We start from the raw sequence: 17,281 nt of genomic DNA, 5'->3' as shown, positions 1-17,281 counted from the left end.
ATGGACGAAGAACTATTAAAATATTGTGAAGACCACAGTGGAAGTGAAGACAAACTACTTCGGTTGATCAAAAGACAAACGCATTTAAAGGTTTTGAAACCTCGGATGCTGTCCGGCCACCTGCAGGGAAAAATGCTGGAAATGTTTGTAAAAATGACAAGCGGTATAAATGTTTTGGAAATTGGTACGTTTACAGGGTATGCATCCATTTTTCTCGCCAGAGGGCTAGCTCCCGAAGGTAAACTGACAACAATTGATGTCAACGAGGAATTGGAAGAAATGGTACGTGGTTTTTTCAAGCAATCAGGCCTTGATAAAAAAATTGATTATAGAATAGGCAATGCCCTTGAAGTGATCCCAACCTTAAAGAAGCCTTTGGACTTTGTGTTTATTGATGCTGACAAGCGCAACTATGTCAACTACTTTGATTTGGTGGTCGACAAAATGAGGCCCGGAGGATTGATTTTGGCAGACAATATTTTATGGTCCGGGAAGGTCTTGGAGAAGAACCGCAAAAAATTGGATAAAAACACAGCCGCGATTTTGGCTTACAATGAGAAAGTAAACAATGACCCGAGAGTTGAAAATGTAATTTTACCGATAAGGGATGGCATCATGCTTGCCCGGAAGCTTTAACCGGAATCAAAGAATGAAAAAAACAGTAATTGCCTTTTTAATATTTTTTATCCATCTAAATGCACCGGTATTTGGGCAGGCACCACAGGTTCCCCGAATCATTGAGTTTGCAGGCTTAACCTTAAAGCTAAATGATGCTGCCAGAAAGGATATCCAAGCAGATGTAGATGCACAATACAGAAGTGCCTCTCATTTTCAAGTAAAGCTGGATCGTGTTAACCTCTATCTACCCATCGTCGAAAGGGTCCTTCGGGAAGAAGGCGTTCCTGAAGATTTTAAATTTCTCGTAATCCAGGAAAGCAGCCTGATTTCGGATGCGGTCTCCACTTCTAATGCTGTTGGTTTTTGGCAATTTAAAAAAGGTACCGCTGAAGAAGTTTTTTTAAGAGTGGACAATGAGGTGGATGAAAGAAAAAGTATTGTTTCGGCTACCAGAGGTGCTGCCAGGTATTTAAAAAAGCACCAGAAGTACCTGGACAACTGGGCCACCACCTTGGTGTCCTACCAAATGGGTTTAGGAGGGGCTAGGCGCTACTATAAAGACAAGTACAAAGGTCACCGAAACATGGACATAAGCCGTGGCACCTATTGGTACCTCAAAAAGTTTTTGGCACATAAAATCGCTTACCAAGGCCAGCTTGGGAAAATGGTCAGCAATGGAAATTATCTACATGAATATCCTGTCAAAGGGCCTACCAACCTTAAAACTGTAGCAAAAACCTTGGGTGTAAGTGAAAGTCATTTAAAGGAATATAACAAATGGTGTTTGAGAGGAAAAATACCCGATGACAAAACCTATACCATTACTTATATATTAAACGGCATTGTTCCCGAAAGGCCATTGCTCACCAATAATCCGCCTTCTACAAATAATGCAGGGTTGCTTGCAAGCAGGGCCAATGCTTCCGGTTTCCCAAAAATCACAGGAAACCTAGGCAATGCCAATCAGGCCAATCAAATAAAAATCAATGGAATTAAAGGTATTATTGCCATTGCCAATAGCCAAAGTCAACTGGCGATTCAGGCTGGCATAAGTGAAGGGAAGTTAAGGAGGGTCAATGATTTAAAAGCGTCAGATCCCATTCAACCGGGAGCCTATTATTATACTAAAAACAAAAAAAGTAAAGCCAAGACACCGGAACATGTGGTTCAGCCGGGAGAAACCCTTTGGGAAATCTCTCAACGGTATGGAATCAGAATGCATTCATTAATGGCCAAAAATAGGATTTATAAAGATGAGCAGCTTTTGCCGGGAATGGTATTGCGCTTAAGAAAATACTATAAAAAAGACGAAAGTATAAAGCGCGTGAAACTGAGTCCTGCACCTATCCAAGCTGCTGAGCCCAAGATAGAACAGAGAAGGCAACCAAGTCCTCAACAAGCTCAACCAAAGGTAGAGGTAAGCCCTTCAAAAAAAGATCCTGTGCCTACGGCTCCGCAAGCCCCCAAAGAAACAAAAGAGACTTATCAGGAATATCAGGTAAAACCGGGAGATACCCTCTACTCTATTTCAAGGGCTTTTGCTGTTAAAGTAGAAGAATTAAGGCGTTGGAATAATATTGGTGAAGATAATCTCCTTTCAGTGGGACAAAAACTGGAAATCAGAAAATAAATAAAATTTTTGACTGTATATTTGCATTTCACTGTCTATTAATCATGAACATTAAATTTGTATTCGTTCTATTCTTACTATTTGCAGCCAAAATCAGCACTGTTTCGGCGCAGGACGCCCTCTCTAAGGCGGACACGGTAATCATAGGTGGTGATACATTGATCATGTTGGGAGACTCTCTGATTTTCACCACAGAAGAAGAACCCATATATTGGAAAAGAGGAGGTAACTTTAATTTAAGTTTGCAACAAGTAAGCTTAAGCAATTGGGCTGCCGGTGGAGCCAGTTCTTTTGCCTTGAATACAGGACTCCAAATTTTCGCCAATTATAAAAAGGAAAACATAATCTGGGAAACAAACCTAACAGTAAATTTTGGTGTGAACAGACAGACAGGAAGATCTTATGCCACACGGAAATCGAACGACAACTTTATTTTTATCAGTAAATACGGCAGACAACTTAGTAAAACAATATACCTATCTACTCAGATTGATGCTAGAACACAATTATTAAAAGGGTATAATTATTATCGTGAATCAGGGGCGGAAGAAGATAGTAGAAGTCGGCTTTCGGATTTTCTGAGTCCGGGTTATGTTCAATCCTCAACAGGTCTAAACTACCAAACTACTTCAAAAAACGGAGCCAAATTCTCTTCCATTTTATCACCATTTACAGGGAGGTTTACCATAGTATTGGATGACTCTCTCAGTACGGCAGGAGCATTTGGAGTTGTGCCCGGAGAGAAGGTCAAACCCGAGGCAGGTATATCTCTGAATACCACAGCCGATTTTAAAGTCATGGAAAACATCAGCTGGAAGATGGACCTAAACCTCTTTACCAACTATGAGAAACTGGGCAATACCGTAGTCAATTTTAACTCTGTCATTAGCTTGAAGGTGAATAAATACATCACCACCAGAATAGCTACCATCATGATCTACGATGAGAGTGTATATGTCCCCCAAGAGGAGGGGCCTGCCACTCGGGCCATACAGCTCCAAAATCTCATTAACTTTGGCATTGGTTTAGATTTTTAAACCCAAAAACTTATCTCAAAGGTTTTAATTGAAGATTTCATAACATTGAGATCCTTTCTTCTCCGCTTTTATTCTTACATGAAGCAAGCCTGATTTAAGATATTTCCAATCTTTTTACTTCTAACCTGAGTTCGACCTAAATTTGTGTAAAACCCTCAGCCCGAGGCTTAGGGGTCATTTGAAAAAGGAATCCATGGGGACCCTCAACCATGCTAGACTGCTTCATCCATTCCTACCTCAGCATGCTAAAAAAGGATTCGTAGTGACGACATCGCCGTTTTTTTAAATACAATTTAAATTGAATTGAAGTTTTCACCATCATTCATCCTTCCGTGATAAGGTTAAGAGCAATTGACATAAGGATGAGAAAAGCCATACTTACGTTTCAAAAATCCGCTTGTAAACCAAAACGTTTTTTCAACTCCTTCAGCGCCGGGGATTTTTCCATCAGATAAGTAAACTTCTCTCCCGCAGTATACAGGTTTTTTAATGGATCTTTTTCATGTTCGGTGATCTCAAATGTCACCTCCACATCCGGATGCCTCAATTTTCTTCTTAGAATCCCGGTAAGTTCAGGCTTCAGTTTAGGGAATAAATCTTCATGCAGACCACTGCTTAGCATAAAGACAACTTCCTGACCTCTGACCTCAAAAGGTTGATTAAGCAAAGCCATTTCCATATTTTTATGGTCTTCTCTAAACTCATCCAACACTTCGGCAAAAACATTTTTAACTGTATCCTGATTGACAGGCTGTCTGGGTAGACTATCGTCTAGTACAGGAGCTGCCTCTTTGGTGCTTTCCTGTTCGGCCAATTTCTCTGCAGGCTTCGCCTTAACCTGGTTTTTAACTGCTTTCAGGTTTGAAGGAATGGCAATCGTCTTTTTGATGACTTGGGCCGGGGCAGGTTGGGTTGAGGCTTTAGGATTTCCGGTAGCCTCCTCTTTTACTTCAGACTCATTTGCTAGGCTTTTTTTTTTGCCTCTTGGTCAGAAACTGCCGCAAGAGAGATGGCATGGGGCAACTTAGCCAGTTTCATCAAAACCAATTCCACATGTAATCTCTGGTTTTTACTGGCTTTATAAGACAAGTCTGCTTGATTGCAAATGCTTAATCCTGACAATAAAAAAGACAAAGGACTATTTGCTGATTGTTCCACATACCGTGCTTTGGCGGTTTCAGACACTTGAAGCAAAATGGCCGTATCAGGATCTTTACAGACCATCAGTTCCCTAAGATGTTCACTTAAGCCTACAAGGAAATTATGCCCATCAAAACCCTTTTTAAGAATTTCATCAAATATCAGCAAGGCTTTGGAGATGCTTTCTTCCAACAGCGCATCAGTAACTTTAAAATAATAATCATAATCCAGCACATGTAGATTGTCAATTGTCTCCTGATAGGTGACTTTTTTTCCTGCGGAGAAAGTAACAATCAAATCATAGATAGAAAGGGCATCCCGAAGGGCTCCATCTGCCTTGGTAGCGATCAGCCTCAGTGCTTCGGTTTCATAATCTACTCCCTCTTCTTTTGAAATGTATTCTAAATGCTGGCTAATGTCCTGAATCTGAATCCTATTGAAGTCAAATATCTGACAACGAGAAAGAATAGTAGGAATAATTTTATGCTTCTCAGTGGTCGCAAGAATAAAAATTGCGTGTTTGGGGGGTTCTTCCAAAGTCTTCAAAAAAGCATTGAAAGCTTGGGTGGTAAGCATGTGAACCTCATCAATAATATATACCTTGTATTTTCCTTTTTGAGGAACATACCTTACTTGGTCCACCAAATTTCGCATATCATCGACGGAATTATTCGATGCTGCATCCAATTCATGAACATTAAAAGAGCTATTGGAGTTGAAAGCTTCACAAGAACTGCATTCATTGCAAGCTTCCCCATTGTCTTTTCTATTTTCACAATTTATGGTCTTGGCCAAAATTCTGGCACAAGTAGTCTTACCCACCCCTCTAGGCCCACAAAACAAAAAAGCTTGCGCCAAATGCTCATTTTTTATGGCGTTTTTGAGCGTAGTGGTAATATGGCTTTGCCCCACCACACTTTTAAAGTCCGAGGGTCTGTATTTTCTGGCAGAAACAACAAAATTTTCCATCACCGCAATTTATAAAATTAATCGAACTTAAAACTCACAGTTCATCCTTTTTACCACTTCAATTTCCCTAACCTGCTGGAAACTTGAGCATTTAAATATTTTCATTTTCTAATAACAATTCAATTTCCCTGCCCAAGCAATCCATGAATTTATTCAAATCCTTTTGCCCGACACCCATAATCAGCCAAGTTCAGGCCCGGTTATCAAATAATAATTAGCTAATTCTTCCTTTACCTTATTGGGTGGGATGTACATCCTGATCAACTCTCTTTGCTTGGCAAAACCGTAGCTTTCCAGCCAAGGATATAAATTAGCATGATGCACTCCCAAGTCCAAAACCAAGTCATGGCCTTCAAAACCTTCCAATACCCGTGCAATAAGTGCTTTTGCCGCAATATCAGTTGAGGCTATCATAGGACCTAGCTGTAAAAATTTACTTCCCAACCTACAAAAGATATAGCCTACAATTTCACCCCCTTCTTTTAGCAGAAAGGCTCCATTGGGGAGCCTCTTAAACAAATGACGCAAAAGCTTGGCCCTATCAGTACCAAAAACTTGGTGATCATAGGAGATAATCTCAGGAAAATCTTCCGGGGCAACTCTTGGAACCTCCTCAGCCTCCCTTTCAATTAGCGATATAGCTTCTTTGGAGCGAACCCACCTGAAAAGGGAGTACTCCTTCACAAAACCCAACTGTTCGTATACTTTTTGGCCGGCCGGGGTTGCATCCAGTTTAATGGTTTGCTTGTCTCCAAGTCGCTGTATCACCTCTCGCATCAACCTTTTACTGATGCCCCTCCTTCTGTAATTTCTATCTACCAGCATCATGCCTATCCAGGCCAGTTTACCTTGGTAACTATAAGCACAAACAGTACCCACAACCTCATCTTCTGCCAATACGACGAGACATAAATTAGGGTTATCCGCTAAAATCAATTGCCAATCTGCTTCTGTTTGGTTCCAACCCTCTACAGTCTTTAAACGCATAGCAGCTTCAAGGTCTTTCAGCTGCATTTCCCTTATAAATAATTCTGAGTCCATTTTCACTTTACAACTTAAATTGAAATATAAACCAGTAAACTGGAATATTTAACTGCATTTGGGATTTTTTTCATATTTTAGAAATTCTAACCTACAGAAACCCAAATAACCCAACAGTCAATATGGTGAAAACCTTGATAAAACTTGAAGTACTTAAAAGAATAAGAGGAACTTCTTTTGCAAGAAGTTTGGCCATTGGCATATTGATGCTTTTCTTAGGTGTTTTATTATTGGGCTATTTGTTTTTATTTGGGCTATTCATGAATAGGCTGGTCACAGATGTTTTAGAAAAGCCTGACGCAATTATTTTCATCAACAGCAACCTGCTTTATTTCTTTTTATTAGAGCTAATTTACCGGTATTTCATTCAACAACTACCGGTAATCAACCTGGAAAATTATTTGCATTTACCGATTCCCAAATCCGGGATCATACATTCTTTATTGGTCTGTAGCTTCTTGTCTCCACTTAATATTGTGGCTTTGCTAATCTTTGGACCATTTGCATTTGTTGAGGTCATGGTAGTTTATGGTATTGCGCCTGCTATGGTCTGGCTAGGAGCAATTTTATTGACCAGCTGGTCCATGCACTGGTTTGTCCTATGGTTTAAACAAAGGTTTGAGGACAGCCTTATTGGAACCCTTGTGGTATTCAGTGCTCTCTTGATAAGCATTGGTTCAAATTATTTTGGTGTATATGATCTGGGTGGCTTCTTTGAACCGGTCTTTACCTTTGCTCTTGAAAACCCTGCCCCCATCGTTTTATTGGCCATCGTATTTATTTTAAGCTATTTCCTGTGCTTTGCATTTTACAGGCAAAATGCTTATTTGGAAGAACTGGCAGAAGGAGAACATTTACAATTTGCCAACCAGGATTTAGGTTTTTTATCAAAATTCGGACTTGCCGGAGAAATGGCAAATCTGGAATGGAAACTTATCATCAGACATAAGAAAAGCAGGACTTATCTAATGCTTTGCCTGTTTTTCTTACTATATGGATTGATTTTTTACACCAATCCAGCCTATCGGGTAGAAACAGGGTTTAGCTATTTATTTATTTTTGTAGGCACCTTCATTACGGGAATTTTTATGCTGCAATACGGGCAATTATTCCTAAGCTGGAATTCACCAACTTTTGATTTCTATACCCACCAGAAAAATGGATTGCGCGCTTTGGTTAGAGGAAAATACTTGCTATTTAGTGGCATCTCGTTTGCCTGTTTCATCCTTTCTGTACCTTATGTTTACTTTGGTTGGAATGTACTTTTCATACATTTGGCTACGTTTTTATTCAATATGGGGGTTACCATTCACCTGGTAATTTACCTTGCACTTTGGAAACCCAAGCCAATGAACCTTAACAAAGGCTCTGTATTCAACTATGAAGGCATGGGGCTTTCCCAATTCCTAATGATCATTCCTTTGGTAGCTGTGCCTTATGTGGTATTCTTACCGGTGGCCTATTGGTTTGGGGACTATTTTGGTTTGTTGGCCCTCAGTATAATTGGTGCTTTCGGCTTACTGGTATTCCCAAAGATATCTACAAAAATGGCCGATGTGGTTGTAGATAAAAAGTATGAAATTTCCGCTGCATTTCGTCAAGAATTATGATAAAGATAAAGGACTTAAAAAAGATATACGGCAGCACGACTGTCCTTAACATTCCGGAACTTACCATTCCCAAGAGCCAATGTATCGGTCTTGTAGGGAATAACGGAGCAGGAAAAACCACCTTGTTTCGCATTATGCTAGACCTTGTAAGGGCCACAGAAGGCTTTGTAAGTATAGATGAGGAAGAGGTAAACAAAGGCGAGCAATGGAAAACCAAAGTGGGGGCATACCTGGACGAAAACATGCTCCTCTCCTACCTTAGCCCTGAAGAATATTTCAGAGCACTGATAAAAATATATAGGCTTTCGGAAGAAGACCTTCAACTGCATCTTGCCAAATTTGCTGATTTTTTTAACGGGGAGATATTGGGATCAAAAAAGTACATACGCGATCTTTCCAAAGGGAACATAAAAAAGGTAGGGATAGCGGCAGCACTTTTAGGGAAGCCGGAAGCTGTCTTGCTTGATGAGCCATTTGAAAACCTTGACCCAAGCTCCCAAATCAGGCTGAAAAAATTAATTTTAAAAGAAAAAGAAGAAAATTTGGTTACCTTTTTAATCTCAAGCCATGATTTAAACCATGTTACCGAAATCTGTGAGAGAATTGTACTTCTGGAAAAAGGCGTCATTGTGAGAGACTTAGAAGACAAAAGTCTAATGACAGAAGAGTTGAACAATTACTTCAATGTTAGCTAAGTTTTCAAGGCAAAGATTATGCAAGCAAACACCATTTAATCCACCCAAGATTTTGTCAAAAAGAAACATGTCTGAATTGGTCAAAATATAGTATTTATCCCATTTAAACTATATTGAGTTTTCCATATATTTTTTTCCATTAAAATCGTTTAAATTACGATTTCAATTGAAACCAGAATACCTATGGCAAAAACAGAAAATCCAAATAGGAGAAAATTTATTAAAAAATCAGCATTGAGCTCTATGGCTGCCATTTTGGGCAGTAAAATAGTCTTTGCCCTTCCCGATAATTACACCCCTGTGGCTTTGGAACAAGACAACGATCCGGGTAAACTTTTTGGTAAGCATAAGGACATGATTGTCTTGAATGACAAGCCTTGGAACGTGGAATCAAAAGCCCATTTGTTGGACGATGATGTCACCCCTGCAGATAAAATGTTTATCAGAAATAATGGGCTGATTCCTGATAATATCGATGTAGACAACTGGACCCTTACCATAAAAGGCGAGGCCATGGAAGGAGAAAAAACCTACACCTTACAAGAGCTTAAAACAAAATTCCCCGTGCACACCTACCAACTGGTTTTGGAATGTGGGGGAAATGGTAGAAAAGAATACTTTCCACCTACCAAGGGGAATCAATGGTCTTTGGGTGCCGTATCTTGTGCCAAATGGACAGGTATTCGACTTAGGGATTTACTGAAAGACGCCGGAATAAAAGACAATGCAGTATATGTAGGCTACCATGGTGCTGACAAACACATCAGCCGTGACCCAAACAAAAACCCTATTTCAAGGGGTATCCCCATAGACAAAGCAATGGAAGATTACACTATTTTGGCTTTTGCAATGAATGGAGAGGACATACCCATTGCTCATGGACACCCTTTACGATTAATCGCTTCAGGATTTCCTGCATCTGTATCCGGGAAGTGGCTGGAAGCCTTGTCTATTCGTGACAAAGTTCATGATGGAGAGAAAATGGAAGCCCCCTCCTACTCAATTCCCAAAACACCTGTAGCACCGGGTGCCGAGGTGAAAAATGAGGACATGAAAATCATAGAAAGCATGCCTGTTAAATCCCTGATTTCCTATCCGAAATCCGGAGCAATGATAGCCCCTGAACAAACATTGGAAATAAGAGGACACGCATGGACAGGTGCGAAGCATATTACCGAGGTAGCATATTCTATTGACTTTGGAGCCACATGGCACAACTGTAACCTTAAGCAGGGGCCCAACCAATATTCCTGGCAGCACTTTACCGCTAAAATTAATTTTCCTGAAAAAGGATATTATGAAGTTTGGGCCAAAGCCACAGACAACAATGGCATCAGCCAACCAATGGTTACGCCAGGCTGGAATCCTAAAGGATACCTGAACAATGCATGTCATAGAATCGCCATAAAAGTTGCTTAATATGGGAAAATCAAGAGCAATCATTGCCACAATATTAATCGCATTATTAGCCGTTGGAGCCTATTTTTGGTCTACAAAAGACCAAGCACCTTCCGATGGCGAGTTTGTTGCGGCTGACGCACCGGTGGATGCCAACCCTTTGGCATCAGAAATAGTGGATGGAATTCATGTACCAACAGGATTAATCGCAGACGAAGGACTTAATTTGGTTATCGCCAATTGTACAGCCTGCCATTCAGCGAAACTAGTCACTCAAAACTATGCTGACCGTGAAGGTTGGAAAAAAATGATCAGGTGGATGCAAAGCTCTCAAAACCTATGGGACCTGGGCACCCAAGAAGAGGTAATTCTTGATTATTTGTCCAAGAATTACGCTCCAGGAAGTGCTTCACAAGGCAAAGGAGGCCGAAGGGCACCTTTAGGAGAAATAGAATGGTATGAATTGAAAAATTAATTCAACCCTAATTTTTAAATTGGACTCGTAATACCTATCCTGAACTTTCTCAGGGAATGTTGCAATCGCAAGTAAATCAGGCTGTTTGGAATTTTATTATAGCGATGCTAGGCTAAAATTCCAAACAGCATCAAAGTGGCTGATTTTATAGTGGTTTCAGCACCTAGTTTTAGCCTTTTGCAGTATTTCTGGTTCAAGGTCTTTCTGCCACAAAAATTTGCACATGGCCTTCAACATCCTTGTTGAAGGCTATTTTTTTACCATCATTGGAATAATTGACAGCATAAGGTGCTGTGTCTAAAGATTCTGTTACCGCAGAAGCTTTGCCGGGATTCATCCCTTCATCTACAGTATTGACAAAAATTTGATTGTTGCAGACATAAGCAAACTCCTTAGCCTTAGGATGCCATCGTACAGTACTTTGCACTGAGGTATCATGAAAAGACACTTGCTTGGGTTCGCCTCCAATGGCAGGAATTAAAAAGACCTGATCAATTCCGTTTTCATCCTTGGCCAAATAAGATAAAAAAGCCCCATCCATGGCCGAAGTCACCCAATGTCTGAAATCCGTGGTAACACCCGGATATTTCGCGTTCTCAGTATAAGTAAGCCTTCTTACCTCTGTCCCGGCCGGTGGCATGGGCATGGTAGTAGAAGTTCCTGCCAGTGGACCTTCCGGGCCTTCAACATCAATTTTCTCAGGAATATCCACTATAAAAACTTCGGTTAGTTTCTCTCCTTTTTCCGTCTTTAGATCACCTAGAAAAGCCCTAGCCATTTGTCGGCTGCCATCTGCTTTTTGATAACCTTTTTGCCCAACCCACCAATCACTATAAGCCTTACTGATTTCCTCTGAACCCGGCCGAGGATTTGGTACCACTTTTACAACCAAAACTGAAAACCATTCTCCTTGGAAATTTTCAGCTTTTTTAGTTGAGACGCTTGGACTTTTTAGGTTTCTTTTGGACACGCCTACCGTCCTTAAATTATACGTCTCACCCGTTTTTTCCTCCAAATCATACATTAAGGCATCATTATAGGTATACCCTAACCAATCCCCATCTCCACTCCACTGATGCCGATGCGTGCCCCCTCTTAAAGCTCCGGCAGTAAATGGCGCTTCAACATCTCTGCTATCCATCCAATAGGACGAATTGGTGGTTTCATTTACAATCCTCCCCAGCCTCCGATGCATGGCATATGGTTTTTCTTTGCTGGATGGAGGTAATCCATGAATAAATACAAGTTCATTTTTACTTGGATGATAACTAACCGCCCCTACCCCGGGGCCATATTCATTGGCATGCGTGGTTTGATAAACAACTTTGGTCTTACCACTTTGCACATTTACTTTTTCAATGATGGCATTTTCTCCTATTCCACCTTCATTTGGTCTAGTGTCATATACAATCCAGACATCATCAGGTGAAAAATTCTGATTATTGTCCATGGCATGATTCTTTTTTTGATGGGTCAATTGCTTGACTTGCCAAAATTCTTGAGAAAAAAGCGTTGAGGTAACCATAATGAACAATGCAGTAAAAAGATAATTTTTTGGTTTATTTAAGGTCATTTGTAAGGTTTCTTAAAATTTAACTTTCCAATATACGGCAGATTGATAAAATAGTACCAATGTTTTTAAACAGGTTCCGTCATTTGATGCTTTTTTATCTCACCTATTTTATTAATATTTCCGGCTGAAAGACAAAAACCCTGACCTTATGAAATATTTTAATTTGTGGCTTCTATTTATATCCTTCGCGTTTGCTAGTACCGCTCAGGAAATCCACTGGGAAAACACTGCTCCCGGAGTATGGAAAGGCACTTTGGGAGAAGCTGAGAAATACGATCTATTGACTGCCTCAGGTGCCGTCCCCAATTCAACTGCTTTGGCCAAATTGGGCAAGCCCCTTTTCCCCATAAGTAAAGATAAAATTTCCGGCAAATTACAAGATGGCAAAACCTATCTTCAATTGCCACTTGAAAAAGGAGAAGAGATTTATGGTTTCGGGTTAAATTTTAAAACCATTCATCAAAGAGGAAGGATAATGCGCCTGCATGTGGACCATTATGGAGGCCAAGACAATGGAAGAACCCATGCACCTGTTCCATTTTATGTCACAAGTGAAGGTTATGGGGTTTTTATCAATTCTTCAAGATATCTGGACATCTATGCCGGCAGAGGTTCTAGACTTGACAGTGACAATCCTGCAGAGGCATTGGACAGAAACACGGACCCTTCCTGGACCGCCTCGCCATATTCAGATGCAGTGGAAGTTTTGGTACCTGCTGGCGGTGTGGAATTTTATATTTTTGCTGGCCCCACTATGTTAGAGGCCGTTCAGCGCTTCAATTTATTCAATGGAGGAGGTCCTATTCCTCCTCGATGGGGACTAGGCTTTACACAAAGGGTTCACCGACTTTACGACCAAAAACAGGTATTGGCTGAAGCTGAGGAATTCGAAAACAAGGGCTTTCCTTTGGATTTCATTGGCCTTGAACCGGGCTGGCAAAGCAAATCCTATCCAAATACTTTCGCATGGGATCCCACAAGATTCCCCCATCCTGAAAAGCTCATACAGCAGCTTAAAGAAAAAAACATCAGTTTAAATCTTTGGATCAACCCTTATGTCTCTCCGGAGGCTGATTTTTATGACAGACTTAAACCCTATTATGGCAGCCATTCGGTTTGGGCCGGAGCAGTTCCTGACCTTAGCATACCCGAAGCTCAGGCTTTGTATTGGGAAATCTTTAAAAAAGACCATATTCTTCCCGGAGTAGGAGGATATAAGATTGATGAAGTGGATGGCTATGATCGTTGGCTCTGGCCGGATGTGGCTCAATTCCCTTCAGGACTGGCTGCCGAACAACTCCGTCAGACGTATGGTCTATTGGTACAAAGGCAATCAAGTCAGCTTTTTCGTGATCAAAACCGCCGTACTTACGGACTGGTAAGAGCTTCCAATGGAGGGGGCGTTGCTTTTCCATATGTCATCTACAATGATTATTATGACCACAAAGATTTTATCACTGCGCTGATAAACAGTGGATTTTCGGGACTATTATGGACTCCGGAAGCAAGGGCATCCAAAAGCGCAGAAGAGTGGTTGAGAAGGTTTCAAACTGTAGTGTTTTCACCCATGGCCATGATCAATGCTTGGGCCAGCAACACCAAACCTTGGTCTTATCCTGAGGTGGCTGATGAGATAAAAGAAATGGCACTATTGAGAATGAAGATGATGCCTTACTGGTACAGTAGTTTTGCTAAGTACCATTTTGAAGGAATTCCTCCTTTTCGCGCCATGCAGCTGGAATCAGGTTTTGCCATTCAAGCCCAGGGGACAACAGATAACCTTACAGACCTTGAAGACAATCCCTATGAAGAAGCAATTAAAAAGGAGCTTACTGACCAATACATGGCCGGGCCTTCCTTATTGGTGGCACCGCTATTTGCCGGTGAGGAAAGCCGCAGTGTAGTCTTACCTAAAGGCAATTGGTACGACTTTTATTCCGGCAAATTCGTCGGAAACGGAGAAATAATCACCATCAATGCCCGTATGGATCAAATCCCTGTATTTGTAAAGGATGGTGGAATTATTCCCATGATGAAATCCCGATTACATGCTCCGGAAAAGGGAGAGCAGTATGATCTGGAAATTTACCATTATGGAACCTCTCCAGGCCACTTTTCTTTGTATGATGACGATGGAATTTCCTATGATTACGAAAAAGGGCATTATTCTTGGAGAGAAATTAATGTAAGCAAAGGAAGTGATGGACAGTGGAAAGGTTCCGTATCCCCTGCCAAGACTCAAAAACCAGACAATATTGGAAAGATTCGCTGGATATTTATGACTGAAAGCGAGGGAAACAATCCGGTAAAATAGACCTTTTATCCATATTCACATTTTGGAGGTAAGTAAAAATCTCCTCGTAAAAGTTATAATTTCAATACTGAAATATAATGGATCACTTTAATTTTAAGCGATTTAAATGAGACCCGACTTTACTTTTAATTGTTTGCACCCCTATTGTGTATTGAAATAACAATTCAAAATAGGGAGTTTGCGCAGGAAATGGGTGTGTATAATTGAAACAAATATCTCCTTAAAATGGTTATTTCTAGGAGAACAATCAATCCAATTAATATTAAAACATTGCCTTACTTTTAAAAAATGGAACGTTCACACACTTCATCCATGAGCTTTTAGCAGAGATTTTAGAAGTATATTTACATTGAATACTCACGATAAAAAAACAAGACGATGAAAAAAAACTTACAATTTAAAAGGAACATTTTCACTTATATAACAGCGATGGTTATCCTAACGGGAGCTTTTGCCTGTTCTACCAAGGTCACCTTTCCTGTTTCAAGTGTAGTTCCTGCTGCAGAACCTGTCGCTTCGATTAATAAAACCAAGGAAGGAGCTTACCTAGTAAAACTTGACATCAACAATTTAGCCCTTCCGGAACGTCTTTCTCCACCAAAAAAACATTATATAGTATGGATAGAAGCGCCGGGACAAGGGCTTATTAAGTTGGGAGAAATATCCAATAATAGTGGTATGTTTAAGAACCGAGGAAAAGCATCTTTTGAAAAGGAAACGATGTACAAACCCACAATGCTACTTGTAACGGCCGAAAATAGCTTAGATATCAGTTACCCAGGCTCCAATGTAATACTGAAAAGTAAGCCTTTTGAATTAAAATAATATTAAAAATAATGCCGACGTTTTTAAAAGAATAATATTATTTAATAATTATCAATTACAGATTTAAATACTTTTTCAAAATTTAATTCTTACTTTTGCATCTTAATTTAATTTCACATGCAGAGTATTCGAAATATTGCAATTATTGCACACGTTGACCACGGAAAGACAACCTTGGTAGATAAAATTATACACGCCTCTAAAATTTTCAGAGAAAATCAGCAGTTTGAAGATCTTATATTGGACAACAATGACCTGGAAAGAGAAAGAGGTATCACCATTTTATCAAAAAATGTTTCTGTAAGGTACAAAGATACCAAAATTAACATTATTGATACTCCCGGTCACGCCGATTTTGGTGGTGAAGTAGAGCGGGTTTTAAAAATGGCTGACGGTGTTATTCTTTTGGTCGACGCTTTTGAAGGACCCATGCCACAAACTCGTTTTGTTTTAGGCAAAGCCTTGGAGCTAGGTCTTACCCCTATTGTTGTCGTTAATAAGGTAGACAAAGAGAACTGTCGTCCTGATGAAGTTCATGAAGCAGTTTTTGAATTGATGTTTAACTTGGACGCAACAGAGGAGCAGCTCGAATTCCATACCTTGTATGGCTCTGCCAAGAATAACTGGATGGGTGAAGACTGGAAGAACCCTAACGATAGCATCCTACCACTTTTAGATGCGGTAGTAAAATATATTCCGGAACCGAAAATCGAAGAAGGCAGTACGCAAATGCAAATTACTTCCTTAGATTTTTCAAATTTCGTTGGTCGTATTGCCATTGGAAGGGTAAAGAGAGGAAGCATAAAAGAAGGTCAGCAATACGGACTCTGCAAAGAAGACGGTGTTGTCAAACGAGTTAAAGTAAAAGAACTTCATGTTTTCGAAGGTCTAGGAAAAAATAAAGTAACTGAAGTTCAAGCAGGAGATATTTGCGCCATCACTGGTGTAGAAGGTTTTGATATTGGAGACACCGTTGCAGATCTTGAAAATCCGGAACCTTTGGAAAGGATTTCAATCGATGAGCCTACCATGAATATGCTTTTCACTATTAATAACTCTCCATTCTTCGGGAAAGAAGGAAAGTTTGTCACTTCTCGCCATTTGAGAGAAAGGCTAATGAAGGAAACTGAGAAAAACCTTGCACTAAGAGTTGAGCCAACGGATAGTGAAGATAAATTCTTGGTATATGGTAGGGGCATTCTCCATTTGTCAGTACTGATCGAAACCATGAGAAGGGAAGGATATGAATTGCAAGTGGGTCAGCCACAAGTAATCTATAAAACAATAGATGGGGTTAAACATGAGCCTATTGAAACCTTGGTAGTGGACGTTCCTGAAACAGCAGCAGGAAAAGTAATTGAGCTAGCGACCCAGAGAAAAGGAGAGCTTTTGGTAATGGAGCCTAAAGGAGATTTACAACATCTTGAGTTTAGCATTCCATCCAGAGGATTGATTGGCTTGAGAAATAATGTATTGACCGCCACCCAAGGGGAAGCAATCATGAATCACCGTTTTGCTTCCTATGAACCTTTTAAAGGTACCATCCCTGGAAGAATTAATGGTTCACTAATATCAATGGAATCCGGTCAATGTACTGCATATTCCATCGATAAGTTACAAGATAGAGGAATCTTTTTTGTGGATCCCGGAGACGAACTTTATACTGGTATGGTTATTGGTGAGCACTCTAGAGACAATGATATAGTGGTAAACGTGAAAAAAGGTAAGCAACTTACCAATATGCGTGCTTCCGGGTCAGATAGCAACACAAAGATTGCTCCTGCAAAAAAATTCTCTTTAGAAGAATCTATGGAATACATCCAAAAAGATGAATACCTAGAAATCACGCCGAAAAGCATACGGATGAGAAAAATTCATTTGGAAGAAAATGAAAGAAATAGAGCAGCGAAAGCACAAAATGCTTAATTTATTTTAAAGGGTGGGATTTAAATTCCA

General features: G+C 40.2%; 14 protein-coding genes. 10 read left to right on the top strand and 4 right to left on the bottom strand.

The features are described 5' to 3' along the window. The 3 genes from Q4534_RS03225 to Q4534_RS03215 are packed head-to-tail and all read left to right on the top strand — an operon-like array spanning nucleotide 1 to nucleotide 3,285. On the top strand, nucleotides 1–636 hold the full coding sequence (locus tag Q4534_RS03225; RefSeq protein WP_303611734.1) for an O-methyltransferase: 636 nt from the start codon (nucleotides 1–3) through the stop codon (nucleotides 634–636). Between the two features lie 13 nt (nucleotides 637–649). Then, nucleotides 650–2,248 (top strand): LysM peptidoglycan-binding domain-containing protein, encoded by a 1,599-nt coding sequence (locus Q4534_RS03220; RefSeq protein ID WP_303611733.1) that lies wholly within the window; start codon nucleotides 650–652, stop codon nucleotides 2,246–2,248. A 44-nt stretch (nucleotides 2,249–2,292) separates the two neighbouring features. Next, nucleotides 2,293–3,285 carry a DUF3078 domain-containing protein gene (locus Q4534_RS03215; RefSeq protein WP_303611732.1) on the top strand — a complete coding sequence of 331 codons (993 nt, stop codon included), beginning with the start codon at nucleotides 2,293–2,295 and terminating at the stop codon, nucleotides 3,283–3,285. Between the two features lie 385 nt (nucleotides 3,286–3,670). Here Q4534_RS03215 and Q4534_RS03210 read toward each other — a convergent pair whose 3' ends face one another. The 3 genes from Q4534_RS03210 to Q4534_RS03200 form a co-directional block, all read right to left on the bottom strand. Beyond that, nucleotides 3,671–4,099: a hypothetical protein gene (locus tag Q4534_RS03210; RefSeq protein ID WP_303611731.1), complete on the bottom strand. Its 429-nt coding sequence runs from the start codon at nucleotides 4,097–4,099 to the stop codon at nucleotides 3,671–3,673. A gap of 149 nt (nucleotides 4,100–4,248) precedes the next feature. Continuing rightward, entirely contained in the window at nucleotides 4,249–5,394 is a 1,146-nt protein-coding gene (locus tag Q4534_RS03205) for a DNA polymerase III subunit gamma/tau (protein ID WP_303611730.1), read from the bottom strand. 180 nt (nucleotides 5,395–5,574) lie between these two features. Beyond that, entirely contained in the window at nucleotides 5,575–6,435 is an 861-nt protein-coding gene (locus Q4534_RS03200) for a GNAT family N-acetyltransferase (RefSeq protein ID WP_303611729.1), read from the bottom strand. A 122-nt stretch (nucleotides 6,436–6,557) separates the two neighbouring features. Between Q4534_RS03200 and Q4534_RS03195 the strand changes: the two genes are divergently transcribed. From Q4534_RS03195 to Q4534_RS03180, 4 genes are all read left to right on the top strand, one after another. Then, nucleotides 6,558–8,045 carry a DUF5687 family protein gene (locus tag Q4534_RS03195; RefSeq protein WP_303611728.1) on the top strand — a complete coding sequence of 496 codons (1,488 nt, stop codon included), beginning with the start codon at nucleotides 6,558–6,560 and terminating at the stop codon, nucleotides 8,043–8,045. Continuing rightward, nucleotides 8,042–8,740 (top strand): ABC transporter ATP-binding protein, encoded by a 699-nt coding sequence (locus Q4534_RS03190; protein ID WP_303611727.1) that lies wholly within the window; start codon nucleotides 8,042–8,044, stop codon nucleotides 8,738–8,740. The genes Q4534_RS03195 and Q4534_RS03190 overlap by 4 nt, the downstream gene beginning before the upstream one ends. Nucleotides 8,741–8,923: 183 nt before the next feature. Then, nucleotides 8,924–10,159 carry a sulfite oxidase gene (locus Q4534_RS03185; RefSeq protein WP_303611726.1) on the top strand — a complete coding sequence of 412 codons (1,236 nt, stop codon included), beginning with the start codon at nucleotides 8,924–8,926 and terminating at the stop codon, nucleotides 10,157–10,159. 1 nt (nucleotide 10,160) lies between these two features. Then, nucleotides 10,161–10,613, top strand: coding sequence for a hypothetical protein (locus tag Q4534_RS03180; RefSeq protein WP_303611725.1), 453 nt, complete (start codon nucleotides 10,161–10,163; stop codon nucleotides 10,611–10,613). A gap of 193 nt (nucleotides 10,614–10,806) precedes the next feature. Here Q4534_RS03180 and Q4534_RS03175 read toward each other — a convergent pair whose 3' ends face one another. After that, on the bottom strand, nucleotides 10,807–12,186 hold the full coding sequence (locus Q4534_RS03175) for a DUF3748 domain-containing protein (protein ID WP_303611724.1): 1,380 nt from the start codon (nucleotides 12,184–12,186) through the stop codon (nucleotides 10,807–10,809). A gap of 148 nt (nucleotides 12,187–12,334) precedes the next feature. On the opposite strand from Q4534_RS03175, the gene Q4534_RS03170 reads away from it, so the two are divergent. From Q4534_RS03170 to typA, 3 genes are all read left to right on the top strand, one after another. Beyond that, nucleotides 12,335–14,500 carry a TIM-barrel domain-containing protein gene (locus tag Q4534_RS03170; RefSeq protein ID WP_303611723.1) on the top strand — a complete coding sequence of 722 codons (2,166 nt, stop codon included), beginning with the start codon at nucleotides 12,335–12,337 and terminating at the stop codon, nucleotides 14,498–14,500. A 378-nt stretch (nucleotides 14,501–14,878) separates the two neighbouring features. Further along, a complete protein-coding gene (locus Q4534_RS03165; protein ID WP_303611722.1) occupies nucleotides 14,879–15,325 on the top strand; it encodes a hypothetical protein in 447 nt (148 codons plus the stop codon). 117 nt (nucleotides 15,326–15,442) lie between these two features. Beyond that, nucleotides 15,443–17,251: a translational GTPase TypA gene (gene typA, locus Q4534_RS03160; protein WP_303611721.1), complete on the top strand. Its 1,809-nt coding sequence runs from the start codon at nucleotides 15,443–15,445 to the stop codon at nucleotides 17,249–17,251. Nucleotides 17,252–17,281: the final 30 nt, after the last annotated feature.

This window comes from Cyclobacterium sp. 1_MG-2023 (genome assembly GCF_030546805.1).
Classification (GTDB): Bacteria; Bacteroidota; Bacteroidia; order Cytophagales; family Cyclobacteriaceae; genus Cyclobacterium.
Note: the sequence above shows the minus strand (reverse complement) of the source record. Positions and strands in the feature narration are given on the sequence as shown.

Coding starts and splice junctions, on each gene's coding strand:
- Q4534_RS03225 (WP_303611734.1), top strand. CDS start 1: ATGGACGAAGAACTATTAAAATATTGTGAAGACCACAGTGGAAGTGAA.
- Q4534_RS03220 (WP_303611733.1), top strand. CDS start 650: ATGAAAAAAACAGTAATTGCCTTTTTAATATTTTTTATCCATCTAAAT.
- Q4534_RS03215 (WP_303611732.1), top strand. CDS start 2,293: ATGAACATTAAATTTGTATTCGTTCTATTCTTACTATTTGCAGCCAAA.
- Q4534_RS03205 (WP_303611730.1), bottom strand. CDS start 5,394: ATGGAAAATTTTGTTGTTTCTGCCAGAAAATACAGACCCTCGGACTTT.
- Q4534_RS03200 (WP_303611729.1), bottom strand. CDS start 6,435: ATGGACTCAGAATTATTTATAAGGGAAATGCAGCTGAAAGACCTTGAA.
- Q4534_RS03195 (WP_303611728.1), top strand. CDS start 6,558: ATGGTGAAAACCTTGATAAAACTTGAAGTACTTAAAAGAATAAGAGGA.
- Q4534_RS03190 (WP_303611727.1), top strand. CDS start 8,042: ATGATAAAGATAAAGGACTTAAAAAAGATATACGGCAGCACGACTGTC.
- Q4534_RS03185 (WP_303611726.1), top strand. CDS start 8,924: ATGGCAAAAACAGAAAATCCAAATAGGAGAAAATTTATTAAAAAATCA.
- Q4534_RS03180 (WP_303611725.1), top strand. CDS start 10,161: ATGGGAAAATCAAGAGCAATCATTGCCACAATATTAATCGCATTATTA.
- Q4534_RS03175 (WP_303611724.1), bottom strand. CDS start 12,186: ATGACCTTAAATAAACCAAAAAATTATCTTTTTACTGCATTGTTCATT.
- Q4534_RS03170 (WP_303611723.1), top strand. CDS start 12,335: ATGAAATATTTTAATTTGTGGCTTCTATTTATATCCTTCGCGTTTGCT.
- Q4534_RS03165 (WP_303611722.1), top strand. CDS start 14,879: ATGAAAAAAAACTTACAATTTAAAAGGAACATTTTCACTTATATAACA.
- typA (WP_303611721.1), top strand. CDS start 15,443: ATGCAGAGTATTCGAAATATTGCAATTATTGCACACGTTGACCACGGA.